The organism is Novosphingobium sp. HR1a (assembly GCF_015594425.1).
GTDB classification, from domain to species: domain Bacteria; phylum Pseudomonadota; class Alphaproteobacteria; order Sphingomonadales; family Sphingomonadaceae; genus Novosphingobium; species Novosphingobium resinovorum_A.
In genome coordinates, this window is sequence record NZ_JABXWS010000004.1 from 119,455 (window position 1) to 143,097 (window position 23,643).

Annotated in this window: 23 protein-coding genes; 11 read left to right on the plus strand and 12 right to left on the minus strand. The window is 68.1% G+C overall.

Annotation, left to right across the window (positions count from 1 at the left end):
• Nucleotides 1-38: 38 nt before the first annotated feature.
• Nucleotides 39-1,484, minus strand: a complete 1,446-nt coding sequence (locus HWN72_RS01200; RefSeq protein WP_036525909.1) for a succinylglutamate-semialdehyde dehydrogenase — start codon at nucleotides 1,482-1,484, stop codon at nucleotides 39-41.
• A 113-nt stretch (nucleotides 1,485-1,597) separates the two neighbouring features.
• Complete coding sequence (locus tag HWN72_RS01205) at nucleotides 1,598-2,995, minus strand: protein adenylyltransferase SelO family protein (RefSeq protein ID WP_211149558.1); 1,398 nt, start codon at nucleotides 2,993-2,995, stop codon at nucleotides 1,598-1,600.
• A gap of 76 nt (nucleotides 2,996-3,071) precedes the next feature.
• Here HWN72_RS01205 and HWN72_RS01210 point away from each other — a divergent pair, with 76 nt between their 5' ends.
• The 5 genes from HWN72_RS01210 (at nucleotide 3,072) to HWN72_RS01230 (ending at nucleotide 8,764) form a co-directional block, all read left to right on the plus strand.
• On the plus strand, nucleotides 3,072-3,950 hold the full coding sequence (locus HWN72_RS01210) for an alpha/beta fold hydrolase (RefSeq protein WP_008828927.1): 879 nt from the start codon (nucleotides 3,072-3,074) through the stop codon (nucleotides 3,948-3,950).
• A gap of 2 nt (nucleotides 3,951-3,952) precedes the next feature.
• Complete coding sequence (locus HWN72_RS01215; RefSeq protein WP_211149559.1) at nucleotides 3,953-5,080, plus strand: glycosyltransferase family 4 protein; 1,128 nt, start codon at nucleotides 3,953-3,955, stop codon at nucleotides 5,078-5,080.
• A gap of 121 nt (nucleotides 5,081-5,201) precedes the next feature.
• Nucleotides 5,202-5,990, plus strand: coding sequence for a tetratricopeptide repeat protein (locus HWN72_RS01220; RefSeq protein WP_008828925.1), 789 nt, complete (start codon nucleotides 5,202-5,204; stop codon nucleotides 5,988-5,990).
• A 25-nt stretch (nucleotides 5,991-6,015) separates the two neighbouring features.
• Nucleotides 6,016-7,377: a PQQ-binding-like beta-propeller repeat protein gene (locus HWN72_RS01225; protein WP_008828924.1), complete on the plus strand. Its 1,362-nt coding sequence runs from the start codon at nucleotides 6,016-6,018 to the stop codon at nucleotides 7,375-7,377.
• Nucleotides 7,378-7,444: 67 nt separating this feature from the next.
• On the plus strand, nucleotides 7,445-8,764 hold the full coding sequence (locus HWN72_RS01230) for an isoprenylcysteine carboxylmethyltransferase family protein (RefSeq protein WP_211149560.1): 1,320 nt from the start codon (nucleotides 7,445-7,447) through the stop codon (nucleotides 8,762-8,764).
• Between the two features lie 179 nt (nucleotides 8,765-8,943).
• Here the strand turns inward: HWN72_RS01230 and HWN72_RS01235 are convergent, their stop codons facing one another.
• Nucleotides 8,944-10,317, minus strand: coding sequence for a glutamate--cysteine ligase (locus HWN72_RS01235; protein ID WP_008828922.1), 1,374 nt, complete (start codon nucleotides 10,315-10,317; stop codon nucleotides 8,944-8,946).
• Nucleotides 10,318-10,386: 69 nt separating this feature from the next.
• A complete protein-coding gene (locus HWN72_RS01240) occupies nucleotides 10,387-11,133 on the minus strand; it encodes a 16S rRNA (uracil(1498)-N(3))-methyltransferase (RefSeq protein WP_211149561.1) in 747 nt (248 codons plus the stop codon).
• Nucleotides 11,134-11,263: 130 nt separating this feature from the next.
• Here HWN72_RS01240 and ubiA point away from each other — a divergent pair, with 130 nt between their 5' ends.
• On the plus strand, nucleotides 11,264-12,178 hold the full coding sequence (ubiA, locus tag HWN72_RS01245; RefSeq protein ID WP_069708881.1) for a 4-hydroxybenzoate octaprenyltransferase: 915 nt from the start codon (nucleotides 11,264-11,266) through the stop codon (nucleotides 12,176-12,178).
• Between the two features lie 4 nt (nucleotides 12,179-12,182).
• Here the strand turns inward: ubiA and HWN72_RS01250 are convergent, their stop codons facing one another.
• A complete protein-coding gene (locus HWN72_RS01250) occupies nucleotides 12,183-12,554 on the minus strand; it encodes a VOC family protein (RefSeq protein WP_211149562.1) in 372 nt (123 codons plus the stop codon).
• Nucleotides 12,555-12,667: 113 nt separating this feature from the next.
• Between HWN72_RS01250 and soxR the strand changes: the two genes are divergently transcribed.
• A complete protein-coding gene (gene soxR / locus HWN72_RS01255) occupies nucleotides 12,668-13,090 on the plus strand; it encodes a redox-sensitive transcriptional activator SoxR (RefSeq protein WP_375154507.1) in 423 nt (140 codons plus the stop codon).
• Here soxR and HWN72_RS01260 read toward each other — a convergent pair.
• The 6 genes from HWN72_RS01260 to HWN72_RS01285 all read right to left on the minus strand — a co-directional run bounded on the left by HWN72_RS01260 (nucleotide 13,087) and on the right by HWN72_RS01285 (nucleotide 19,436).
• Nucleotides 13,087-13,368 (minus strand): BrnA antitoxin family protein, encoded by a 282-nt coding sequence (locus tag HWN72_RS01260; RefSeq protein WP_211149563.1) that lies wholly within the window; start codon nucleotides 13,366-13,368, stop codon nucleotides 13,087-13,089. The two genes, soxR and HWN72_RS01260, sit on opposite strands and share 4 nt — an antisense overlap.
• Nucleotides 13,369-13,417: 49 nt before the next feature.
• Nucleotides 13,418-13,603, minus strand: coding sequence for a BrnT family toxin (locus HWN72_RS01265; protein ID WP_081799011.1), 186 nt, complete (start codon nucleotides 13,601-13,603; stop codon nucleotides 13,418-13,420).
• Between the two features lie 95 nt (nucleotides 13,604-13,698).
• Nucleotides 13,699-17,139 (minus strand): AAA family ATPase, encoded by a 3,441-nt coding sequence (locus tag HWN72_RS01270; protein ID WP_211149564.1) that lies wholly within the window; start codon nucleotides 17,137-17,139, stop codon nucleotides 13,699-13,701.
• A 27-nt stretch (nucleotides 17,140-17,166) separates the two neighbouring features.
• Nucleotides 17,167-17,928 carry a thioredoxin domain-containing protein gene (locus HWN72_RS01275; protein ID WP_211149565.1) on the minus strand — a complete coding sequence of 254 codons (762 nt, stop codon included), beginning with the start codon at nucleotides 17,926-17,928 and terminating at the stop codon, nucleotides 17,167-17,169.
• 189 nt (nucleotides 17,929-18,117) lie between these two features.
• On the minus strand, nucleotides 18,118-18,855 hold the full coding sequence (locus tag HWN72_RS01280; protein WP_008831001.1) for a thioredoxin domain-containing protein: 738 nt from the start codon (nucleotides 18,853-18,855) through the stop codon (nucleotides 18,118-18,120).
• Entirely contained in the window at nucleotides 18,855-19,436 is a 582-nt protein-coding gene (locus tag HWN72_RS01285; RefSeq protein WP_211149566.1) for a DUF721 domain-containing protein, read from the minus strand. Before HWN72_RS01285 ends, HWN72_RS01280 begins: the two co-directional genes overlap by 1 nt.
• Before the next feature lie 29 nt (nucleotides 19,437-19,465).
• Between HWN72_RS01285 and HWN72_RS01290 the strand changes: the two genes are divergently transcribed.
• The 4 genes from HWN72_RS01290 to HWN72_RS01305 are packed head-to-tail and all read left to right on the plus strand — an operon-like array spanning nucleotide 19,466 to nucleotide 23,208.
• A complete protein-coding gene (locus tag HWN72_RS01290) occupies nucleotides 19,466-20,518 on the plus strand; it encodes an A/G-specific adenine glycosylase (protein ID WP_211149567.1) in 1,053 nt (350 codons plus the stop codon).
• Nucleotides 20,515-21,813 carry a serine hydrolase gene (locus HWN72_RS01295; protein WP_211149568.1) on the plus strand — a complete coding sequence of 433 codons (1,299 nt, stop codon included), beginning with the start codon at nucleotides 20,515-20,517 and terminating at the stop codon, nucleotides 21,811-21,813. Before HWN72_RS01290 ends, HWN72_RS01295 begins: the two co-directional genes overlap by 4 nt.
• Nucleotides 21,785-22,705, plus strand: coding sequence for an NAD(+) diphosphatase (gene nudC / locus HWN72_RS01300; protein ID WP_211149569.1), 921 nt, complete (start codon nucleotides 21,785-21,787; stop codon nucleotides 22,703-22,705). The genes HWN72_RS01295 and nudC overlap by 29 nt, the downstream gene beginning before the upstream one ends.
• Complete coding sequence (locus tag HWN72_RS01305) at nucleotides 22,702-23,208, plus strand: STM3941 family protein (RefSeq protein ID WP_211149570.1); 507 nt, start codon at nucleotides 22,702-22,704, stop codon at nucleotides 23,206-23,208. The genes nudC and HWN72_RS01305 overlap by 4 nt, the downstream gene beginning before the upstream one ends.
• Here HWN72_RS01305 and HWN72_RS01310 read toward each other — a convergent pair.
• Nucleotides 23,205-23,600, minus strand: a complete 396-nt coding sequence (locus HWN72_RS01310; RefSeq protein WP_211149571.1) for a DUF1489 family protein — start codon at nucleotides 23,598-23,600, stop codon at nucleotides 23,205-23,207. The genes HWN72_RS01305 and HWN72_RS01310 overlap by 4 nt on opposite strands.
• Between the last annotated feature and the right edge of the window lie 43 nt (nucleotides 23,601-23,643).

Consider the following 23,643-nt stretch of genomic DNA (forward strand, 5'->3'; position numbering starts at 1 on the left):
TGCTTCGCTGCGCTCGCAATGACGAGTGATGGGCGCTTCTACCGCAAACCCACGCCGATCACCGCGCGCGGTTGCTCCATCTCGCCCGAAGCGACCGGATAGGCGCAGTAATCCGCCGCATAGAACCCGGTCGGCCGGTGATTGCCCGAAAGCCCCACGCCGCCCATCGGCGCCGCATGGCTGGGGCCGATCGTAGGCCGGTTCCAGTTGACGATTCCGGCGCGCACGTTGGCCCAGAAGCGGTTGTACTCCTGCGGCGTGCCCCCCACCAGCGATGCGGCGAGGCCATAGCGCGAGGCATTGGCCTGTGCGATCGCCTGATCGAAGTCCGACACCCGGACCACCTGCAGGATCGGCCCGAACAGCTCGACGTCGGGGCGCTCGGCCATCGCGGTCACGTCGATGATCGCGGGGCTGAGGAAGGGCGCGGTCTCGTGCGTGCGGACGAGGTGCTTGATCGCACGGCCGCCGTGACTGAGCAGGTAGAGGAAGCTCTCGGTCAACCCGTCGGCGGCGGCATTGTCGATCACCGGTCCCATGAAGGGCGCGGGCTCGTCGAAGGGCGCGCCGACGATCAGGCGGTCGGCGAGCGCCTTCACCTCGGCCATCAGCGCGTCGTACATCGTGTCCTTCACGATCAGGCGGCGCGCGGCGGTGCAGCGCTGGCCGCTGGTGGCGAAGGCGGACTGGACGACGATCGCGGCGGCGTCGGTCAGCTTGGGCGTGTCCCACACGACCATCGCGTTGTTGCCGCCCATCTCCAGCGCGACCATGCGGTCCGGCCGGGCCGCCAGCCTGCGGTTGATGGCGATCCCGTTGGCGGCAGATCCGGTGAACAGGACGCCGTCGATCCCCTCGTGCGCCACGTAAGCCGCGCCTTCGGCCGGGCCGCCGGGCGCGAACTGGACGGCGGCGGCCGGAACGCCCGCGCGGTGGAAGCAGCGGGTCAGCATCTCGCCGGTGGCGGGTGCGCGTTCGCTCGGCTTGAAGATCACTGCGTTGCCCGCGATCAGCGCGGGTACGATGTGCGCGTTGGCGAGGTGCGCGGGGTAATTGAAAGGGCTGAGCACCACCAGCACGCCATGCGGCTTGTGGCGCACCGCCATCGCCCCCTGCAGCGCCGAATCGAGGCGACGCTGGGCCGTCCGCTCGGCGTAGGAGCGGATCGAGACCTCGACCTTGGCGATCACCGAATCGACCTCGGCGCGGGCTTCCCACAAGGGCTTGCCGACTTCGCGGGCGATGCAGGTGGCGAGCGCCTCGGCATCCTTGCGCACTTCGTTGGCGAATCGCCGCAGCAGTTCCATGCGGGTGGAGAGCGGTTGGGCCGCCCACGAGGGCCACGCGCGCCGCGCACGCGCTACCGTCTCGTCCACGTCGGCCACCGGGCCGCGCCAGACTTCCGCCCCGGTGGCAGGTTCGTGGGAGACGATCTCCGCCCTGGTATCGGGCCGGCTATCGGCCCTCTGGAGTTGTGCGGTCACGAAATCATCTGGTCCCAACGCGGTGCGGCTGCAGAAATACGGCTAATGACCCGTTAGCTTATAGGGTTCGACATTTCATCCCAATCGCACAGGTATTCCTACCTTGGCGTAAATCATTGGGGTGTAAACGGTGCCTTCCCAAGTTGTTCGCCCAGCCTGCGAATCTGCGCGACTTTGGCGTCCAGTTCGCTCCAGTCGTCATGCGTGTCGATCGCGGCCCAGATGCGTTCGACCTCGTCGATGAGCACGCCCGGAGGGGCGCTTTCCTGCCAGAACGGATCTTCCGTCGCGGCGGCGGGGGCATAGCCGGACAGCAGCGCGCCGAAGTCGTCGACACCGGCATTGCGGCCACCGCGATGGAGGAAGAAGAACTGCTCAGGCGGCAGGCCGCTCTCGACCATGCTGCGCTCGGCGGCCTGAACCAGCGCCGTGTCGGCCTCCACCCCCCGCGATTCGATGCCGAGGCGCCAGGTGAAGCGGCGGCACAGCGCCTGCTGGTAGAGCGGCCCGAACCGCTCGAGCGCGGCGACCAGCGGCGCGGTCTCGGCCAGCGGGCGCAGCGCGATGGCGAGTTGCTGGCAGTTCCAGAGCAGCGCCTCGGGCTGGCGGCCGAAGGCGTAGAGGCCGGTGCGGTCGAAGTAGGCGGCGGTGAAGCGCGGATCCCATTGCGGCGCCCAGCGCCACGGGCCATAGTCGAAGCTCTCGCCCGAGATGTTCATGTTGTCGGTGTTGAGCACGCCGTGGACGAAGCCCGCCACCATCCACGCGGCGGCAAGGTCGGCAAGCCGCTCGACGACCTGGTGAAGCAGGATCACTGCGGGTTCGTCGCGTCCCGGAGCGTCCTCGGGCGGAAGGCTGCCGGGGTAGGTTTCGAGGCTGTAGTCGACCAGTGCGGCCAGATGCGCGGTCTCCTCCAGCACGTAGAGGCGCTGGAAGCTGCCGATGCGGATGTGCCCGTGCGACAGGCGCACCAGCACGGCCGAGCGGGTGGGGGAGGGCTCGTCGCCGCGCCACAGTTCCTCGCCGGTCTCGACGACGGAAAAGGTCTTGCTGGTGTTCACGCCCAGCGCTTCGAGCATCTCGGTGGCAAGGATTTCGCGCACCGCGCCCTTCAGGGTCAGCCTGCCGTCGCCGTCGCGGCTCCATGGCGTCTGGCCCGAACCCTTGGTCCCGAGGTCGAGCAACCGACCCGCTCCATCGCGCATCTGCGCGAAGAGGAAGCCGCGCCCGTCGCCGAGGTCGGGGTTGTAGTTGCGGAACTGGTGGCCGTGATAGCGCAGCGCCAGCGGCTGCGGCAGATTGCCGGGAAGCGGCTGGAACTGCCCGAAATGCGCGGTCCAGCGCGCCTCGTCGAAACCGTCGAGGCCCACCGCGGCTGCCCAGCGGTCATTGCGCCAGCGCAATTGATGGCGGGGGAACGCGGCGGCATGGACCGGGTCGCCGATCCATTGGGCGATCGTTTCGATTCGCGGATCGGGAAGATAGGGCGCGGGTTGCGGATCGCTTGGCATCGGGCGATAGTGGGGACCGCCCGGCCCGCTAGCAAGCCGGGTATTTTGTTGAATCTGATGAGGTCGCCGCCCGCGCATGAAGGTTTTCGAAGATCGCTTCTGGTCGAGCCGCGACGGTCTCAAGCTCCATTTCCGCGATTATCCCGGTCCCGCAGAGGGTGAAACCGGCCTGCCGGTGCTGTGCCTCCATGGCCTGACCCGCAACGCGCGCGACTTCGACGTGCTGGCCCCGCGCCTCGCTGCCAATCCCATTAGGGGACGGCGCGTGATCTGCCCTGACCTGCGCGGCCGGGGCGACAGCGAATATGCGAAGGATTCGGCTACCTACACGCCGGTCCAGTACGGCGAGGACGTCCTCGCCCTGATTGAGCAGGAGGGGCTTGAGCGCTTCGTGGTCATCGGCACCTCGCTGGGCGGACTGATGGCGATGGGGCTGGCGAGCATTATCCCCGACCGGATCGCCGCTGCCGTGGTCAACGACGTCGGCCCGTGGCTGAAGCCGGCGGGCCTTGCGCGGATCAAGGACTATGTTGGGCAGGGACGCACCTGGCCCACCTGGGTCCACGCCGCGCGCGGACTGGAGGAAGTGCAGGGCGCCGCGCATCCCGGACAGCCGCTGGATTTCTGGATCGGCATGGCCAAGCGGCTGATGACGGTCGGCGGCAACGGGCGCATCGTCTTCGACTACGACATGAAGATCGCCGAGCCCTTCCTCGCGCTCGACGTCAATGCCCAGCCGGACTTGTGGGCGGTGTGGGACGCGCTGGCGCAAGTGCCGGTGCTGGTGGTGCGCGGCGGACTGTCCGACCTGCTTTCTGCCCAGACGCTGGACGACATGCTGCGCCGCTCGCCGAATGCCGAGGGGCTGACTTTGCCCCACGTCGGCCACGCTCCGACGCTCGACGAGCCCGAATCGGTTGCCGCGATCGAGCGGCTGCTGGCCAGAGCGGCCTGAACTTGCACCTCCTTCATCTTCATTCGAGCTTCGCGGCGGGCGGCAAGGAACTGCGCGCGGTGCGCCTGATGAACGTGTTTGGTCCCGCTGTGTCGCATTCTGTCGTCTCCGCGCAGCCCGGTGCGCACGGCGCGAAAGTCGCGCTCGATCCCGCGCTCACGGTCGATTTTCCGGAGAATTTTCCCAGCCTTCAGGGCCGCCCGACGCCGCTGCGCCTGCTGCGCATCGCCCGCGCCATGAAAGGTTTCGACCTCGTCCTCACCTACAACTGGGGCGCGATGGACGCGGTGCTGGCGCATCGCCTCTGGGGCGGCGTGCTGGGCCTGCCGCCGCTGGTCCATCACGAGGACGGCTTCAACGAGGACGAGGCGGACGGCCTCAAGCCCTCGCGCAACTGGTTTCGCCGCGTGGCGCTGGCGCGGGCTTCGGCGCTGGTGGTGCCTTCGCAGCGGCTGGAGGAAATCGCGCTCGGCGACTGGGCGCAGCCGCGCTCGCGCGTGAAGCTGATCATAAACGGCATCCGCACCGCCGCTTACCTTGCGCTGCCCCCGCCCGATGCGATTCCGGGGCTGCCCAAACCTGTCGGCGCGAAGTGGGTCGGCACTCTGGCGGGCCTGCGCGCGGTCAAGAACCTGCCCCGGCTGGTCCGTGCTTTCGCCACGCTGCCGCCCGAATGGCAGCTGGTGATCCTCGGTGAAGGGCCGGACCGCGAAAGAATCGCGCAGCAAGCGCGGGAATCCGGCGTGGCCGACAGGGTGCATCTGCCGGGCTTCGTCCCCGATCCCTCGCGCGCGGTGGGGCTGTTCGATCTCTTCGCGCTGTCCTCCGACAGCGAGCAGTTTCCCATCTCCATTCTGGAGGCGATGGCGGCCGGGCTCGCGGTCGCCTCGCCCGCGGTGGGGGACGTGGCGGCGATGGTGCCGGCGGAAAACCGCAGCTTCATCACCCCGCCCGGAGACGACGCCGCGCTCGGCCGGGCTTTGGCGGAACTCGCGGTGGATGACGGGCTGCGCGCGCGCATCGGCGCGGCCAATCGTATGCTGGCGCAGGCCCAATACGATGAAAACTCGATGATTCGCAGTTATGCCTCGACCTATGGCGCGGCGATGGGCAAAAGCGACTTTCCGTGACGCCGCGCTCATTCAGCGGCGCTTCACGCCGGGACGGGCACCGACATCCCCGTTGAAAAGCCCCACCCATCCGCTAAACAGCCCCGCAACCGTCCCGTTTTTCGCTAGAAAGCGCCCTATCTTGGCTCTGCCCCCCGACACCAATTCCGCCGCCGCAGCGCGTAACGCCGCCCAGCAGGACGTTTTCCTGCGTGAAGTCGACGACGCCGTGCGCCAGGACCAGCTCGAAGGCTTCATGAGCCGCTACGGCAAGCCGCTGATCGCCGTCATCATCATCGCCCTGCTTGCCTTCGCGGGCTGGATCTACTGGCAGCACCGCCAGACCCAGGAGCGCGAGGCGCGTTCGGAGGCTTACGTACAGGCGCTCGACGCCCTGCAGTCGGAGAATCTCGACGCCGCCAAGGCCAAGCTGGCGCCGATCGCCGGTGCCGATTCTTCGGACGCGACAGTCGTGTCGGCCCGTCTGATGCTCGCGGGGATCGCGCTGCGTCAGGAGAAGAAGGCCGATGCGCTCAAGCTCTATCGTGAGATTTCGGCCGACGGCAAGGCACCGCAGGTGCTGCGCGACCTCGCCTCCGTGCGGGAAGTCGGCGCCGACTTCGACGCGATGAAGCCCGAGGACGTCGTCAGCCGCCTCAAGCCGATGGCCGCGCCCGGCAATCCGTGGTTCGGTCCTGCGGGCGAACTCGTCGGCATGGCCTACCTGAAGCAGAACAGGCAGGACCAAGCCGGTCCGCTGTTCGCCGCGATCGCCAAGGACGAAAGCGTCGAGGACGGCCTGCGCAGCCGCGCCCGCCAGCTTGCCGCAGTGCTCGGCGTCGATGCCGTGGACGACGTGGTGAACGAAAAGGGCGAGCCGCTCGACAAGCCGATAGCCAAGATCGTCCAGCCCGCCGAAGTGGCGAACTGAGAACATGACACGTGAGGACATTCGCATGAACGCAGCCCGCAACACGTCGTCTTCGCGCGCGAAGAAGGTCGTGCCGCTGATCGCCCTCGCACTCGTCGCGGGCCTGTCCGGCTGCAAGATGTTCGGCGGCGGCAAAGGCCCGGCCAAGACCCCGACCGTGGGCAACCGTGTGCCGATCCTGTCGCGCATCGAAAGCGGTGCCAAGGTCGATACCACGCTCGGCGCAGTCTCGGTGATCCTGCCCCCGGCCGAAGTCAACGCGACCTGGGCACAGGGCGGCAACACCCCGAACAAGGCTTACGGCCACCTCGCGCTGGCGGATAACCCGACCAAGGTGTGGACGGCGCAGATCGCCGGTTCGAGCCCCCGCGCGCGCCTCGCGGCGGCCCCGGTCATCGGCGGCGGCAAGCTCTACGCGATGGATACCGAAGGCACGGTCCACGCCTTCGACGCCCAGAGCGGCGCGAAGCTGTGGACCAAGAGCTTCTCGGTCAGCGGCAGTAACGCGAAGTCGGTCTTCGGCGGCGGCGTCACTTTCGACGGCGACAAGCTCTACGTCACCACCGGTCTTGGCGAAGTCGCGGCGCTCAACGCCGCCGACGGCAGCCAGCTCTGGACCAAGAAGCCCGCCGGCCCGCTGCGCGGTTCGCCGACGGTCGGGTTCAACCAGATCTTCGTGATGACGCAGGACAACCAGATCGTCGTCCTCAACGCGGCGGACGGCGCTACCATCTGGCAGGAATCCGCCTCGCTGACCCAGTCGGGCGTGTTCGGCGTCGCCTCGCCCGCGCTTGGGCAGGGCACGGTGATCGCGGGCTACTCGTCGGGCGAGCTGGTGGCCTACCGTTACGAGAACGGCCGTCAGGTCTGGTCGGACGCGCTTTCGCGCACCTCGATCTCGACCGAAGTGGGTAGCCTCACCGACGTCGACGCCGACCCGATCATCGATCGCGGCCGCGTCTATGCTCTGGGTCAGGGCGGGCGCATGGCCGCTTACGAACTGGTCACCGGCCAGCGCATCTGGGAACTCAACCTCGCGGGCATCTCGACCCCGTCGGTGGCGGGCGACTGGGTCTTCACGCTGGACGACCACGCCGAAATCCTCGCCATCGCGCGCGGCACCGGCAAGGTCCGCTGGCTGACCGAACTGCAGCGGTACAAGAACGCCAAGAAGCGCAAGAATCCGATCTTCTGGGTCGGTCCGGTGCTGGCGGGCAGCAAGCTGTGGGTCGGCAACTCGCGCGGGCTCGTGGCCACCATCGATCCGTCGAGCGGCACGATGACGCCATTCACCGAACTGAGCGATCCGATTTCGCTGGCGCCTGTCGTGGCGAACCAGACGCTCTACGTCCTCGACGATTCGGGCCGTATCACCGCCTTCCGTTGAACCAGGCGGGGCGCAGATCGCATGAGATTTGCGCCCCCTTAACCAATTCCCTCTACGCCCTGCGGCCATGAGCACCGCATCCACCCGCCGCCCGGTCAGCGACGTTTCCGCAGGCGTGGGCCTCTCCGGCCTCGTCGCGCTGGCCCTGTGGATCCTGTTCTGCCGCAACTGGGGCTCGGTCGTCGATCTGCTCGGCCTGCAGGCCCCGCGCGAGCCGATGAGCGGCCCCTATGCTTCGCTCGCCACGCTGGCCTTCACCGGCGCCGCCATGACCGCATGGTCGCTGCTGGTCGACAAGGTGCACTTGCGCCCCTCCACCGGCATCGACTGGTCGCAGCGTCGCCCGCTCTCCGAAACGCTCGACATCTCGATCACCAAGCTGACCGGGCTGTGGATCACATGGGCGCTGATAGGCTGCTTCTACTTCCTGTGCCGATGGTACTGGGAGGGGCAGTATCTGTTCGCTATGGACGTGTTGAGTGCCGTTGTGGCACCCTTGTTCGCCCTCTCGGTGCCCTATGTCCTGTGGCTCGACCGGGTCATGGTCGAGCCGCGCGACGCCTCTTGGCACTTCGGCGCGATGCTGATCGGCCGCGAGCCATGGTCCGCCGAAGAGGTGAAGAAGCACTGGCGCGCCTGGGCGATCAAGGGCTTTTTCGGCGCCTTCATGATCTCGATCCTGCCCGGCGGTTTCGCCCGCGTGGTAGAGGCGGATTTCGGCGCAATCGCACACAAACCCGTCGATCTGGGCTCTCTGCTGATCGAAGCGCTGTTCCTCGTAGACGTGCAGATCGGCACAGTCGGCTACCTCTTCACCTTCCGCCCGCTCGACGCCCACATCCGCAGCGGCAACCCTTTGCTGGCGGGCTGGGTAGCCGCGCTGATGTGCTACCCGCCCTTCGTGTGGGGCACGATGGGCAACGCCGACGTCCTCGGCTACGAAGTCAACACCGGCGGCTGGGCGCACTGGATGGCGGCTTACGACGTCCTCCTGTGGGGCTGGGCGGCGATGATGGTCGTGCTGACCGCGATCTACGCCTGGGCGACCTTCGCCTTCGGCCTGCGCTTTTCCAACCTGACTTATCGCGGCGTGCTGACGAACGGCCCCTACCGCTTCACGCGCCACCCGGCCTACCTGTCGAAGAACCTGTTCTGGTGGACTTCGACGCTGCCGTTCCTCGTGACGAACGGATCATGGACCGACGCGATCCGCAACACCGTGCTGCTGGGCGTGGTGAGCGGCATCTATTATTGGCGCGCTCGGACTGAGGAAGCGCACCTGCTGGCGGAAGACCCTAAGTATCGGGAATATTACGACTGGATGGGGGAGAATGCGTTCATCACCCGGACTTTGGCGAAGGTCGGGCAGAAGTTGAAGTTCAAGTAAGTTCTGGGGCCATCGCCCCAGACCCCCGAACTGTCGTCGTTGTGCGTGCAGCCGCCTTAGGCAAGATGGCGCCGCAGGCTTTATCTGTCTCCCGGCTCAACGTCTTGCATGGCGAGGCTGCGCGCGTGCCCTCGACGGTATACGGCGTGCAGGGGTGGTAAACCCCTGCATTTCCTGCCTTAAAACGTCTTGAGCGCGTAAACCTTGGAAAGATCCCCGCCCCATTCGCCATTATACAGGTCGAGCAGCCGCTCGGCCGGAACCTTGCCGGTCTTCACGATCTCGGCCAGCGGTTCGAGATAGCCCGTCTCGTTGTCGCCCGCCGAGTTCAGGCGGCCACGCGCGGCAAGGCCCGAGCGGGCTATGTCGACCACTTCGCCTGCGATGTCGCGCAGGGTGCCGCCGCCCGGGATCGGTGCATCGAGGCCCAGCTTCGGCGCGGCCGAGCGCAGGGCTTCGCGGCCTTCCATGTCCCAGCCCTTGACCAAGTCCCAGGCCGCATCGAGCGCGCCCTGATCGTAGAGCAGGCCGACCCACAGCGCGGGCAGGGCGCAGATGCGGCCCCACGGCCCGCCGTCGGCGCCGCGCATTTCGAGGAAGGACTTCAGGCGCACTTCCGGGAAGGCGGTGGACAGGTGGTCCTGCCAGTCCGACAGGCGCGGCTTCTCGCCGGGGAGCACCGAAAGCTCGCCCTTGAGGAAGTCGCGGAAGGAGAGGCCGGCGGCGTCGATGTACTTGCCGTCGCGGAACACGAAGTACATCGGCACGTCCAGCATGTACTCGACATAGCGTTCGTAGCCGAAGCCGTCCTCGAACACGAAGGGCAGCATGCCGGTGCGGTGCGGATCGGTGTCCGACCAGATATGGCTGCGGTACGAGAGGTAGCCGTTGGGCTTGCCTTCGGTGAAGGGCGAGTTGGCGAACAGCGCCGTCGCCAGCGGCTGCAATGCCAGCGAGGTGCGGAATTTCTGCACCATGTCGGCTTCGCTGGAATAGTCGAGGTTCACCTGGATGGTGCAGGTGCGCAGCATCATGTCGAGGCCCATGCTGCCCACGCGCGGCATGTGGTTCAGCATGATGCCGTAGCGCCCCTTGGGCATGATCGGCAGTTCTTCGCGCGTCTTGTCGGGCCACATGCCGAGGCCGAGGTAGGCCTTGCCCAGCTTTTCGCCGACCTGCTTCACTTCGGAGAGGTGGCGACCGGTCTCGGCGCAAGTCTGGTGCAGGTTTTCGAGCGGTGCGCCTGACAGTTCCAGTTGGCCCGCCGGTTCGAGGCTGACGTTGCCGTCCGCGCCCTTGAGTGCGATGACGTTTCCGCCTTCCTCGATCGGCGTCCAGCCGAACTGGGTCAGTTCGCCCAGCAGGTCGCGGATGCCGCCCTTTTCGGTGTACGAAGGCGCGTGGTGGTCGGCGGTGTCGTAGACGAATTTCTCGTGCTCGGTGCCGATCCGCCACGCCTCGCGCGGCTTTTCGCCTGCGGCCATCGGCTCGGCGAGTTGGGACAGGTTTTCGATAACCGGATCTTCGCGATCCGAAACCTCACGAGTGCTCATGGGCGCGGAATTAGTGTGCCCTTCGGCGCCGCGCCAGAACTTTTTGTACCGGTCAGTCTAACATTCCTGTCATGTCCAATCTCCGGACACCGCCATCCATAGCCCGATGGCGGAAATGCAGGCGGTTTCGGCCCGCAGGATGCGCGGCCCCAGCGTGATCGCGTGCGCCTGGGGATGGGCGCGGACCAGCTCCCGCTCGGTATCGTCGAAGCCGCCCTCGGGGCCGACGAGGAGCGCGGCGGGGCCGGAATGGGCAGCGAAGGCGGTTGCGGCAGGGGCGCCGCCCTGTTCGTCGGCGAAGAACAGAGCGCGGTCCTCGGGCCAGTCGCGCAGCAGGGCATCGAGCCGGGCCGGTTCCTCGACGCGGGGCAGGGCGGTGCGGGCGCATTGCTCGGCCGCCTCGGTGACGATGGTGAGCGCGCGTTCGGGGTTGAGTTTGTCGGCCACGCAGCGCCGGGTGACGACCGGCTGTACGGCGGCGACCCCCAGTTCGGTGGCCTTTTCCAGCACCAGATCGAAGTTCGGCTTCTTGAGCAGCGCGGCGCAGAGCACGAAGTCCGGCACGTCCTCGCGCTCGCGTAGCTTCATGCGGACCGAGAGCACGACGTCGCGCTTTCCGGCGGAAACCACCTCGCAGGCCCATTCGCCGGTGGCATCATCGCAGGCGATCACCGCATCGCCGGGAGCGATTCGCATGACCTTGCCGAGATAGTGCGCCTGCTGGCCTTCCAGCGCGATCTGCCCGCCTTCGACGAGCGGTCCGGGGACGAACAGACGCGGCGCGGAGCGGGGCGGCCAGGCGGGGGTTGCAGGCATCTTCAACGGGTTCCTCGGGCTGAAAGGCCCTTTTCGCGCCTTGGCGGAGAGGATGCAACGGTGGGCAAGCTGTGTTCACCAGTCACGTTCGGGCATGACAGGACGCGCGCGATGCACTACTCATCGCGCGATGCTCGAACCTTCGCTCGTCCCTGACAGCCAGCATCGCGGGCTCGTGTCGATGCTGCCGCAGCCGTTTCGCGACTTCGCGATGCTGGCGCGATTCGACCGGCCGATCGGCTGGTGGCTGCTGTTCTGGCCCTGCGTCTGGGGCGTTCTACTGGCAGGTGGCGAAAGCCGCTGGAGCCTGATCGCCTGGCTGCTGCTCGGCTCGATCGCGATGCGCGGCGCGGGCTGTGTGCTCAACGACATCGTCGATGCCGACCTCGACCGCCGCGTCGCCCGCACCGCGCAGCGCCCGGTCGCGAGCGGCCGCGTCAGCAAGGGCGCGGCCTGGACCTGGCTGCTGATGCTATGCGCCGTGGGGCTGGTCGTGCTGTTCCAGCTGCGCCCGCCCGCGCAACTGGTGGCGCTGGGCAGCGTCGGCCTCGTCGCCGCCTATCCGTTCATGAAGCGCATTACGTGGTGGCCGCAGGCGTGGCTGGGCATGGTCTTCACCTGGGGGGCGCTGGTCGGCTGGATCGAGATCCGCAGCGATCATCTGGAGGCGCTGGCGGCGCTCTACCTCGGCTCGATCGTGTGGTGCATCGGCTACGATACGATCTACGCGATTCAGGACATCGAGGACGACGCGATCGTCGGCATCCGCTCCTCCGCCCGGCGCCTCGGCGCGCGGGTGAAGGGCGGGGTCGGCGGTTTCTATGCGCTCGCGCTGGCGCTGTGGGCGCTGGCGTTCTGGGTGATGCGGCCGGACTGGGTGGCGCTCGTCGCGCTGGTGCCGATGGCGCTGCACCTCGGCTTCCAGGTCATGACGCTGGACCCGGCGGACGGCGAGAACGCGCTCGCTCGCTTCCGCTCCAACCGCGATGCCGGGCTGGTGATGGCGCTGGCCTGCTGGGTGGTCGGCAACGCCGGGGTGATCTGATTGCCTACGCGTAGCTGACCAGCTCGAATTCTATCCCGTCCCAGTCGAAGAAGTAGAACCGGCGGCCCGGATCGTAATCGGCGTGGTTGAAGGGTTCGAGGCCTGCGGCAATCACCACCTGTTCGGCCGCGTCGAGATCGTCGACCACCAGCCCCACGTGGTTCAGCGGCGCGCCCTTGCCGTAGCGCCCGCGTTCCCGGCGGTCGGTATAGACGGCGATGTAGCTGAAATCCCCGCCGACGTGGATCGTCTCGCCGCCGTTGATGGCGGGCCCGCGCCAGCGTTCGTGCCAGCCGAGCAGGTCCTGCAGCAAGGCGGACGAACGCTCGATGTCGCTGACGGTGAGGTTGGCATGTTCGAGGCGGCCCTGGGCCATTCTTCTTTCTCCTGCGTCACCAGCGAATCGGCCGGCTTGGCAAAAGTGCAACCTCAACCTAACTTGAGATCAAGCGCTTTCGGAAGGATATCGATCTGGTCGCTGACCGCTTCATCACCATCGGCGAACTGGCGCGGCGCACCGGCGTCGCGGTATCGGCACTGCGTTTCTACGAGGAGAAGGGGCTGCTGCAGGCGCTGCGCACCTCGGGCAACCAGCGGCGGTTCCTGCGCTCCGACATTCGCCGCGTCAGCTTCATCCTGATCGCGCAGAAGCTGGGCCTCGCGCTGGCCGAGATCGAGCGCGAACTGGCCGACCTGCCGCACGGCCGCACGCCGACATTGGCCGACTGGGAGCGCATCAGCCGCTCGATGCGCACGTCGATCGACGAGAAGATCGCGCTGCTCGAACTGACTCGGCGCAAGCTGGACGAATGCATCGGCTGCGGCTGCCTCAGCCTGACGAAATGCCGCCTCTACAACGCCGATGACGTGGCGGGGGCGCAAGGACCGGGGCCGCGCTTCGTGCTGGGCTAGATCCCGAGCGCCTTGCGCAGTTCGGCGTTGATGCGCGACTGCCAGCCCTTGCCGGTGGCGCGAAACGCCTCGACCACATCGGGATCGAGCCGCAGCGTGACCTGCTTCTTGGGATTGGCAGCGGGTGGGCGGCCGATCGACTTGAGCGAGCCCGAGGCCGGACGGATCAGCTGGTCGCCCTTGTAGATGGCGGCCATGCGGAACATTTCCTCGGTCCATTCGACGTCGTCGTCGTCCGGGTCAATCCAGGGTTCGGAAGCGGGCTTGGTGTTCTCCATGATGCGCATGCCTTATCGTGATGATCCGACGGTTGCCGTCGCGCGGTGTTCAGACCAGCGATACGCGGCGACCATGGAGAAACCCGAAGACGCGATAGCGGGTCTCTCCGTAGTCCTTGCGATCGTCCAGAACCTGAACATGCGTATCTGCAAAGACCCTATGCGCATCGGCAATGTCGATTCCGCGTTCAGCCAGAATCTTCCGGCGCTTCGCCTCGTCATATTCAATCCGCAATGACCGCATCTCCAGCGTCTGCGGACGGTGATCGTTGGATCGGCTACGATGGGCCAGTTAAATTAAAGTAACTACAAAAACCCCGCCGGTCAACCTCACACCGCTGCCGCCAGCAGTTCCTCCGCGCCGCCCAGATCCACGCTGACGAGGCGGGAGATGCCCTTTTCCACCATCGTCACGCCGAACAGGCGGTGCATGCGGCTCATCGTCACCGCATTGTGGGTGACGACGAGGTAGCGGGTGTCGGTTTCCTTCGTCATCGCTTCGAGCAGGTCGCAGAAGCGTTCGATATTGGCGTCGTCGAGGGGGGCATCGACTTCGTCCAGTACGCAGATCGGCGCGGGATTGGTCAGGAACAGGCCGAAGATCAGCGCCACCGCCGTCAGCGCCTGCTCGCCGCCCGAAAGCAGGGTGAGCGATTGCAGGCGCTTGCCCGGCGGCTGGGCGTAGATTTCGAGACCGGCCTCCAGCGGATCGTCCGAATCGACGAGGGCGAGGTGCGCCTGACCGCCCTGGAACAACTGCTGGAACAGGCGGCGGAAATGGCCGTCCACCGCCTCGAAGGCGGCGCGCAAGCGTTCGCGGCCTTCGCGGTTGAGGTTGCCGATCGAGCCACGCAGGCGGTTTACGGCTTCGGTCAGTTCGGCCTTCTCGCTGACCGAGAGGCCCAGCTGCGCTTCGGCTTCGGCGAGTTCGTCGGCGGCGACGAGATTGACCGGGCCGATGCGCTCGCGCTCGGCGACAAGGCGGTCCATGCCGCTGCCTTCAGCCTCGGCGCCGCCGACTTCGGCAGGTGCGAAGGCGAAGCGCTCGGGCAGGACCGGCGGCGGGCACTGGAAGCGCTCGCCCGAGAGGCGGTTCATTTCGGTGCGGCGCTGGTCCTCGTGCTCGGCGCGGGCAGAGGCTCCGGCGCGGCCTTCGCGCGCGGCGGCGAGGGTTTCCTGCGCGGCGGAGAGCGCGGTGTCGGCGCGTTTCGCGGCTTCGGTGGCGGCGTTTACCGCTGCTTCTGCCTTCGCCAGTTCATCGCCGAGGCGCACGCGGATCGCCTCACCCTGTTCGATCTGGGTCATCAGCGAGGGGGGCTTGGCGGCCATGATCGCGCGTTCGGTCTCGATCTCCTCCAACCGTCCGGCCATCTGCGCGAGGCGGTTGGCGGCGTCGCCCGAGCGCGCCTGCCAGCCGCGAATGTCGGCGCGCTGGGTGGTGGTGCGCTCTCGCGCGACGGCGAGGGCCTGATCGTGGCCTGCGAGCGTCGCCATCGCGTGCTGCAAGGCGGAGCGCGCCTCGCCGTTGCGGGCTTGTGCGTCCTGCAGTTCGGCGCGGCCAGTGGCGGGATCGGGTAGCGCGACGCGTTTCGCCTCGGCGGCGGCGACTTCGGCGTCCACGCCGCTGCGCTGGTCGGCGGTTTCGGCGAGGGTCGCGTCGAGTTCGGTACGGCGGGCCTGCTGGCGAGCGCGGGCATCCTCGGCCTGATCGACGGCGCGCAAGGCGCTGCGCTCGGCCTCGGCCGCCGAGGCGATGGCGCGTTCGGCAGAAATCACCCGGGAGGAGAGGTCGGCCAATTCCTGCTGCACGGCGGCCTGCCGTGCTTCGGCGGCGGTGACGGCCGCGCGCAAGGGGGGCAGCTTGGCGTCGAGTTCGGCGAAGCGGTTCTCCGCTTCCAGCCTTGCGGCTTCGGCCGCGCCTTCGCCGCGTGCGACGAAGCCGTCCCAGCGGCGCAGCACGCCCGCGCGCGTGACGAGCCATTCGCCGGGTTTCAGCGCGCGCGCGTCGTCCGTCTCGACCACATGGACCAGCGCGAGGCGGGCCGCGAGTTCGGGCGGGCACTGCGCGACATGCGCGGCGAGGCTGTCCGCCACCGGAGCTGGGGCTTCGGCACCGGTCCAGAAGCGGCCGTCGGCGTTCGGCACCGCACCCAGCGGGGCCTTGGCGTCGCGGCCGAGCACGGCGGCGACCGCGCGTTCGTAGCCGGGCGCGGCGCGTACTGCGTCGATGGCAACGGGCAGGCCATGCGCGGCTTTCGCCCCCTTCGCGCGTGCCTCGCGATCGCGCACGAGGGCGGCGTGCTCGCGTTCGATGCCGGTGAGGTCGGCGCGCGCGCCTGCCAGCGCCGAGGCAGCGGCGTCGCGGTCGGCCTGTAGCGCGGTCTTGCGCGCCTGCATGTCCTCCAGCCCCTCGCGCGAGCGGGCGAGGGCGGCGCTGGCCTCCTCTGCCTTGGCGCGGGCGGCGGCGATGGCGGTCTCGAGGTCACCGAGGTCGGGCAGGGCGGCGACTTGCGCCTCGATCCGGGCGACGTCCTGCGCCACGCGGGCCTGCCGCGCCTTCGCCTGCGTTAGCTCGGCTTCGGCGATGCGCCATTCGGCCTCGACGCCCGCCTGTTTCGCGGTCGCCTGCGCGAGATCGAGTTCGGCGGCGCGGCTGGCCTGTTCGGCGCCGTCCACCATGTTGGCGAAACGCGGGCGCTGCGCCTCATCGGCGGCGAGTTGCTTTTCGCCCTCGGACAACTCGCGCTCCAGCCGGGCGAGGGCTTCGGCGGCGTCCCGGGTGAGGCGGTCGGCGTCGTGGCGGTCTTCTTCCAGCCGGGTGCGCTGGCGGTCAAGGTCGGCGAGGCGCTGCTCGGCGGCTTCGAGCTGGCTGGTCAGCGTCGCCATGCGGTGGCCTTGCGCATTGGCATCGTCGCGGCGGTCGGCGAGTTCGTCGCGGGCCTCCGCCAGCGTCTCGGCTGCGGCGGCCTGCTGGCTCTGGGCTTCCACTGCGAGCGTCTGCGCCACGGCGACGCGCTCCTCGGAAGCCTGCGCTTCCTTGCGTGCCGCATCGGCAGCGGCGGCGGCCTCGCGCCAGCGGGCGAAGACGACGCGGGCTTCGGCAAGGCGGATCTGGTCGGTCAGGGCCTTGTAGCGTTCGGCGGCCTTGGCCTGCCGCCGGAGCGTGCCGACCTGCTTGTCGAGGCCCGCCATGATGTCGTCGAGACGGGCGAGGTTGGCTTCGGTGGCGCGCAGGCGCTGCTCCGCGTCCTTGCGGCGGACGTGGAGGCCGGCGATGCCCGCCGCCTCTTCCAGCATGGCGCGGCGCTCGGCGGGCTTGGCGGCGATGACGGCGGCGATGCGGCCCTGGCTGACGAGCGCCGGGCTGTGCGCACCGGTGGCGGCATCGGCGAAGATCAGCGCCACGTCCTTGGCGCGCACGTCCCGCCCGTTGATGCGGTAGGCGCTGCCCGCGCCGCGCTCGATGCGGCGGACGACTTCGAGTTCGTCTCGCACGCCTTCGGCATTCGGCGCGGTGTCGGCCTTCAGTACGACTTCGGCGAAGGCGCGGGGCGGGCGCTTGTCCGTCCCCGCGAAGATCACGTCCTCCATCCCGCCGCCGCGCATCGACTTGGGCGAGCTTTCGCCCATGACCCAGCGGATCGCTTCGAGCAGGTTGGACTTGCCGCAACCGTTGGGGCCGACCACGCCGGTCAGCCCTGGGTCGATGCGCAGTTCGGCGGGCTCGACGAAGCTCTTGAAGCCGCTGAGCTTTAGCCGGTGGATGCGCATCGAGGTCGGGTCAGGCGATCACGCCGGTCAGCGCGCGCCTGCTTCCTTGAGCTTGGGCTCCAGTTCCTTCCACTCCATCGAACCGACGTTGTTGCCATTGATGATGAAGGTGGGGGTGCCGGTGACGTTGAACTGCTCGCTCGCCTTCTGCGTCTGGTCGGCGAGCGCCTTGGCCTTGGTGGTGTCGGCAAGGCAGGCGGCGGCCTGATCGCGGGCGATCCCACGCGAGGCGAAGAAGTCGGTCATGCCGGCGACCTCGGAGATGGCGGCGAGCTGCTTTTCCTTGGGCAGCGCGTCGATCGCGGCGAGCTTGGCCTTGTCGGCGCCCTGCATGTTCTCGAACATCTTGGGCTGCCAGGCCCAGAACTGCTCGCTGAGCGGGATCACCGCCTCGGTCGAGCCGCATTCGGCCAGCAGCGAGGCCGGAATGTCGAGCGCGTTGAGCATGAAATAGCGCAGTTCGTAGCTGACGCGGCCGCTGGCGACGTAGTCGTCGCGCAGCGGCTCGAAGCTCTGCTGTGCGAACAGGGCGCAGTGCGAGCAGCTAAGGGCGCCGTATTCGACCAGCTTGATCGGGGCGTTCGGGTTGCCCATGCGGTAGCCGCCCTCGGCGGTCTTCTCGATCGTGTCGGCCCAGGACTTGCCTGCGGGCGCGGCGATCTTGGCGATCGGGGCGCCCGAGGTGGCACCGGCGGTGGGCTCGTCCTTCTTGCCGCAGGCGGCGAGGCCGAGGGCAAGCGGGGCGACCACGAGGCCGAGGGCGATGGTGCGGAAACGGGTGCGAGTCATCGGGAGGCGAATCCTTCGTGTGGATTTGTCACAGGGCTAGCCCATGGAGGGGGGAAAACGAAGCGTGGACGGGGGTATTCCACAAGTGCGGCGTTGTGTTGGGACGCCCACCCCGCTGCGACTAGGCAGCAAGCTGCCAAGTCTCGCTCCCCTCCCGCATGCGGGAGGGGCCGGGGGTGGGCTCGTGGATCAGATATTGCCCGCGCGCTGCTGGGCCTGCTTGTCGGTGATCGCCTTGGACACCGTCGCCCAGTCGTGGCCGTCGAGAAGGTCGCCGTTGAGCGTGAAGCTGGGCGTGCCCTGCAGGCCGAGCGCCTGCACTTCGCCCTGCTGGCCCTTGAGCTTGTCGAGCATTGCGGTGTTGGCGAAGCACTGGTCGGTCTGCGCGCGGCTGAGGCCCCACGAAGCGGTCTGGTCGTAGAAGCCGAGATCGCTGGCCATGGCGCGCATGCGGGCGGGGAAATCGCCCTGATACCAGCGCTGCTGCTGTTCGCGGTTGGTCGCCTCGGCCTTGGCGAGCCATTTGTCCTGCGAGGCGAAGAAGGCGTTGTGGCGCACGAAGAAGCGCTTGGGATCGCCGCAGTTGGTCAGCATGGCCACGGTGAGGTCGATCGGGTTGCGCAGGAAGTTGGTCACCGTGACCGAGATCTGGCCCTTGGGCACCATCGTCAGGCGCAGCACGGGGTCCGCTTCCTTGTGGAAGTGTGCGCAGTGCGGGCAGGTGTAGCTGACGTATTCGACCAGCTTGAGCGGCGCGTCCGGATTGCCGAGCCGGTGGCTGCCGTCGGCGGTGACGGCGGTGGCAGCGGTCCAGTTCGTGGAGGCGGGGGGCAGCCCCTTCCTGGGCGCGGCGCCCTTGGGAGCGGCGGCCATGCTGAGAACGGCGCAGGCGGCAAGCGCCACGGCGCGAAAGACGGTCTTGGTCATCACTTGTCTTCCTGACTGTCAGGCTTGTGTTCGGCGGCGCCCATGCTGCGCGCCAGCGATTCGAGCACCGCGCGAAGCTCCGGGTCGCCGATGTCGCGCAGCGATTCCCCAAGTTCGAACGGCACCGGTTTCAGCGAAGGCGGCGCGGACGGGCGCGGCTGCGTGGCAACAGGCGGCTTAACCTCGCCTTGCCGGATTTTCACCTTGGCGACCGCCTGGTAGCCGAAGAAGCGGTTCACCCGGTCCATGATCTCGGGGATCACATGCTGGATCATCGGCGAATGAGCGGGCACGACGACCAGTTGGAGGATGCCGTCGCTCTTCTCTCCGGGCGGGAAACGGATCGATTCCGGCGAGCAGACGCGGGCGTGGCGGGCGCCGACGATCTCCGGCCAGCGCGACACCACGCTCGACTGCACGAAGCCGAAGCGCCGGAAGGCGGTGCGGCCGACTTCGGGCATCAGGTCCGAGATCTGCCGCGCCTGTCCGCCGCGCATACGCTCGAACTGCTTGAGGCCCGTCTTGCCCTTGGCGGGACGTGGCTTCGATTCACCGGGGGATTTGCCGCTATTCCGTTCCATTGCCCGCGATCCAATGCCATAGCGGCGGCATGGACGCCAGTTCGGATACTGCAATCGCGGCGATGCTGCTCGACTGGTACGATGCGCACGCGCGCACCCTGCCGTGGCGCGCCGCACCGGGCACGCCCGCGCCCGATCCGTACCGGGTCTGGCTGTCGGAAGTGATGCTCCAGCAGACGACGGTTGCGGCGGTGAAGGACTACTTTGCCGCCTTCACTATGCGCTGGCCGACCGTGCAGGCGCTCGCGGCGGCTGCGGACGAGGAGGTCATGGCAGCATGGGCGGGCCTCGGCTACTATGCCCGCGCCCGAAACCTGCTGGCCTGCGCGCGTGAAGTGGCGCGGCTCGGGCGGTTTCCGGATACCGAGGAAGGCTTGCGCGCTCTGCCGGGACTGGGAGCTTATACTGCTGCCGCAGTCGCCGCTATCGCCTTCGGGCGGCGCGCGGTGGTCGTCGATGCCAATGTCGAGCGGGTCGTCTCGCGGCTCTTCGCGATCGAGGAGCCGCTGCCGGGTTCACGGCCCGGTATCCGCGCAAAGGCCGACACCATCACGCCGCAGCGCCGCGCGGGCGACTTTGCGCAGGCGATGATGGATCTTGGCGCCACCGTCTGTACCTCGCGCAGTCCGCGCTGCCTGCTCTGCCCGATTTCGGGGCCTTGCGAGGCACGGCGCATGGGCGATCCCGCAAGGCTGCCGGTAAAGGCGGCAAAGAAGGCCAAGGCCGTGCGTCAGGGCCGCGCCTTCTGGATCGAGCGGGACGAAGCGGAAGTCTGGCTGGTCCGCCGTCCCGGCAGCGGCATGCTCGGCGGCATGCGGGCGCTGCCCGACGATGGCTGGGCGGCGCGTATCGACGGCTCGGGCGAGGGACCGCTTACCGGGCCATGGGAGAGCGCGGGCAAGGTCGGCCACGTCTTCACGCACTTTGCGCTGGAACTGAACCTGGCGGTTTACCTCGGTGACGGGTTCGAGGGGCTGGAAGATGGCGAATGGTGGCCGCTTGATCGGCTCGACGAGGCGGGGCTGCCCACGCTCTTCGCCAGGGCCGCGCGGCTCGCTCTTGCCGAGAAGGAAGACGCATGATCGATCGCCTCGAAGCCGCGCTGGACCGTCGCATGCTGCTGGGCATGGGGGCGGCTGCGGGGCTCGGGGCGATGCTGCCGAGACTGGCGCGCGCGACGCAGCAGCCGGAGCTTATCCCGCAGGTCCGCGCGGTCGTCGAGCGCTGGGTGGGACCGGGCAAGTTCCCCGGCATGGTCGCCTCGCTGGGCCTGCCGGGGCGCGAGCCGGAATATGTCGCGCGTGGCTCGGAAGGCTTCAACGACGCCGATCCGGTGACCGCTGACAGCCTGTTCCGCATCTATTCGATGACAAAGCCGATCACCGGGATGGCGGCGATGGAACTGGTGGCGCAGGGCAGGATCGGCCTCGATCAGCCCGTGGCGGACGTGCTGCCGGAATATGCGCACATGACGGTGCAGGACGAGTACGACGGCTCGATCACCGCGCTGCACGCCGCGCCCCGGCCGATCACGATGCGGCATCTGGTCACGCATAGCTCCGGGATCGGCTACACGATCATCCAGCAGGGGCCGATCAAGGCGCTGATGGAGGACAAGGGCCTCGTCGCCGGGCAGATCAGCCGGATGAAGCTGCCCGGTCTGTTTCGGGGAGAGCCGGTCAAGGGACTGGACCTGTTCGCGCGAGGGCTGGCGCAAGTGCCGCTGGTCGCCGATCCGGGAACGCGCTGGAGCTATTCGATGGGCCTCGACCTGATGGGGCGGGTGATCGAGGTGGTCTCGGGCAAGCCGTTCGACGCCTACCTTCAGGACACGATCTTCGGCCCCGCCGGCATGACCAGCACGGGTTTCCGGGTCTCGGCCGCCGACGCCCATCGCCTCACCACCAATTACGCGGCCGTCGGCGGCGTGCTGGCGCCCATCGACGAGGGGGAGACCTCGATCTACCTCGACAAGCCGGCCTTCCCCTTCGGCGGAGCGGGTCTCGTCAGCACTCCGCGCGACTACGACCGGTTCCTGCGGATGCTGGCGCAGATGGGCATGATCGACGGGGGGCGCGTGCTGTCCGAGAGCGCGGTGCGGATGGGCACCTCCAACCTGCTCCCGCCCGGCGTCCTCGTGCCCGAGATGTTCGGCGGTCCCAGCGGCTTCGGCGCTGGAGGGCGCGTCGGGCGGGGGGCGGAGAGCGGGCTCTACGGCTGGTCGGGCGCGGCGGGGACGGTGGGCATGGTGGACATGGCCCAGGGCCTGCGCTCACAGATTTTCGTGCAGTTCATGCCGCCCAACGCCTTCGACCTCTTGCCCGAATTCCAGAAGGCCCTGAAGGCCGATGTGCTGGCGATCCTGGAGAAACACTGACGTGCTGCTGACTACTCCCGCTGCCCCCATCGCATTCGGCGGATCGCCGATCGACCGCGCCGACCACGTGCGCGGCGACCCGGACGCCATCGCCGCACTGATGGGGCCGAGTGCGCGGCTGCTCAGGCTGGACGGCCTCGACCCGGTGATGACGGCGGAGGGCGGCCTCGTCTGGGGCAGCCTCGCCGATGCGGAAGGCGATGCGGAACTGGTGTTCCTCGGCCTCGAAGGGGAGCGCGGGTGTTTCGCGCAAGTGCTGCCGGGCATTCCCGCCGCCGGGGCGCCGAGCTGGAACGCGATGAACACGCTGGAGCCGGGCGAACTCGCGGCTTACGGCGGGGCGCGGGCGCTGGTCGGCTGGCATTCGCGGCACCGCTTCTGCGCAGTCTGCGGCGCGGCCACGGTGCTGGCCAAGGGCGGCTGGCAGCGCTCCTGCACCGGTTGCGGCGCCGAGCATTTCCCGCGCGTCGATCCGGTGACGATCATGACCGTCGAGCATGACGGCAAGCTGCTGCTCGGCCGCCAGCCGCGTTTTCCGGCGCACCGCTACTCGGCGCTGGCGGGCTTCGTGGAGCCGGGCGAGACGATCGAGGAAGCCGTCGCGCGCGAGGTCTTCGAGGAAGCGGGCGTGCGCGTGCGTGACGTCGAATATGTCGCGAGCCAGCCCTGGCCGTTCCCCTCGTCGCTGATGATCGGTTGCCACGCCTTCGCCGACGACCCGGCCATCGTCATCGACGAGACCGAACTGGAAGACGTGCGCTGGTTCACCCGCGAGGAATGCGTCGACGCGCTCGAAGCGGTAGCCGTGGGCGAGATGGGCCGCGCTTTCGGGGCGCCACCGAAGCACGCGGTGGCGCATGTGCTGCTCAAGTGGTGGGTGGAGCGCGGATGACCGGGGCTTTCGTTGCACACCCCGCGCCGGGCCGTGTGGTTCTGCTTGTGCTTGGAGCGTTTGCTTTCGTAGCCATTGCGCTTTGGATGGTGGGCGCATTCGGTCCGCCGCCTTCTTTCGGGCGCCATTCGCCTGAGGTGACGCGCATCATCGGCTGGCTCGGGATCGTGTTCTTCGGGCTGGCCGGGCTTAGCGGCATCCGGCGGCTGATCGCAGGTGACGAGGAAATGCGCATCGACGCGCAGGGCATCCGCTGGACCCGCTGGTCCGACCGGACGATCCCGTGGCGCGAAATCGTTGATGTCACGGTCTGGCGGCACAAACGGCAGAAGATGATCATGCTGCACCTGCGCGATCCCTCGCGCTATCGTGGCCGGGGGATCATGGGTGTTCTAGCGCGCGGAAACCGGGCGCTGACGGGCGGTGACGTGGCTTTGGTGATGACGGCGATGGACCGCAGTTTCGACGAGGCGATGGCCGCGATCGCTCGATTCAGAACCTAGACCAGCCCCAGCTTCGCCAGTTCGCGTGCCAGCTTGGGTGGCATCGCGTCGCCTGCGCTCTCGCCTTCCGCAAGGTCGCGCGGGGCGGCTTCCTCGGTCAGATAGCGCCAGCCCTGATGCGCGCGCTTGGGCTGGGTGACGACCGGGATCAGGCGCGGTTCGAGGTGGATGTGCCAGCGGCCGTCCTCGCGCTGCGAGAACCGCACGATCGGCGATCGGCCGATCAGCGCATGCTCGAAGATCCAGTAGAGCGAGCCGCCGATCATCTCCTCGTGCCGCTTGGGGAGATAGCGGGTGGTCATCAGCGCCTCATCCGGGTTGCTTTCCAGCCATGCGCGCAGGGAGGCGGGGCTTTCGGCGGAGAAGGCGATCTTGGTCATGTTGAGCGGCATGGGTGGGAGATAGTCGCTTACGGTCGGGCATGAAAGATCGCCA

Bases quoted from the DNA above. Each gene is read 5' to 3' on its own strand.
- HWN72_RS01290 (WP_211149567.1), top strand. From the start codon at position 19,466: ATGGACGCCAGTTCGGATACTGCAATCGCGGCGATGCTGCTCGACTGG.
- HWN72_RS01210 (WP_008828927.1), top strand. From the start codon at position 3,072: ATGAAGGTTTTCGAAGATCGCTTCTGGTCGAGCCGCGACGGTCTCAAG.
- nudC (WP_211149569.1), top strand. From the start codon at position 21,785: ATGTGCTGGCGATCCTGGAGAAACACTGACGTGCTGCTGACTACTCCC.
- HWN72_RS01205 (WP_211149558.1), bottom strand. From the start codon at position 2,995: ATGCCAAGCGATCCGCAACCCGCGCCCTATCTTCCCGATCCGCGAATC.
- HWN72_RS01275 (WP_211149565.1), bottom strand. From the start codon at position 17,928: ATGACTCGCACCCGTTTCCGCACCATCGCCCTCGGCCTCGTGGTCGCC.
- HWN72_RS01230 (WP_211149560.1), top strand. From the start codon at position 7,445: ATGAGCACCGCATCCACCCGCCGCCCGGTCAGCGACGTTTCCGCAGGC.
- HWN72_RS01305 (WP_211149570.1), top strand. From the start codon at position 22,702: ATGACCGGGGCTTTCGTTGCACACCCCGCGCCGGGCCGTGTGGTTCTG.
- ubiA (WP_069708881.1), top strand. From the start codon at position 11,264: ATGCTCGAACCTTCGCTCGTCCCTGACAGCCAGCATCGCGGGCTCGTG.
- HWN72_RS01260 (WP_211149563.1), bottom strand. From the start codon at position 13,368: ATGGAGAACACCAAGCCCGCTTCCGAACCCTGGATTGACCCGGACGAC.
- HWN72_RS01270 (WP_211149564.1), bottom strand. From the start codon at position 17,139: ATGCGCATCCACCGGCTAAAGCTCAGCGGCTTCAAGAGCTTCGTCGAG.
- HWN72_RS01310 (WP_211149571.1), bottom strand. From the start codon at position 23,600: ATGCCGCTCAACATGACCAAGATCGCCTTCTCCGCCGAAAGCCCCGCC.
- HWN72_RS01240 (WP_211149561.1), bottom strand. From the start codon at position 11,133: ATGCCTGCAACCCCCGCCTGGCCGCCCCGCTCCGCGCCGCGTCTGTTC.
- HWN72_RS01280 (WP_008831001.1), bottom strand. From the start codon at position 18,855: ATGACCAAGACCGTCTTTCGCGCCGTGGCGCTTGCCGCCTGCGCCGTT.
- HWN72_RS01285 (WP_211149566.1), bottom strand. From the start codon at position 19,436: ATGGAACGGAATAGCGGCAAATCCCCCGGTGAATCGAAGCCACGTCCC.
- HWN72_RS01235 (WP_008828922.1), bottom strand. From the start codon at position 10,317: ATGAGCACTCGTGAGGTTTCGGATCGCGAAGATCCGGTTATCGAAAAC.
- HWN72_RS01225 (WP_008828924.1), top strand. From the start codon at position 6,016: ATGAACGCAGCCCGCAACACGTCGTCTTCGCGCGCGAAGAAGGTCGTG.
- HWN72_RS01250 (WP_211149562.1), bottom strand. From the start codon at position 12,554: ATGGCCCAGGGCCGCCTCGAACATGCCAACCTCACCGTCAGCGACATC.
- HWN72_RS01295 (WP_211149568.1), top strand. From the start codon at position 20,515: ATGATCGATCGCCTCGAAGCCGCGCTGGACCGTCGCATGCTGCTGGGC.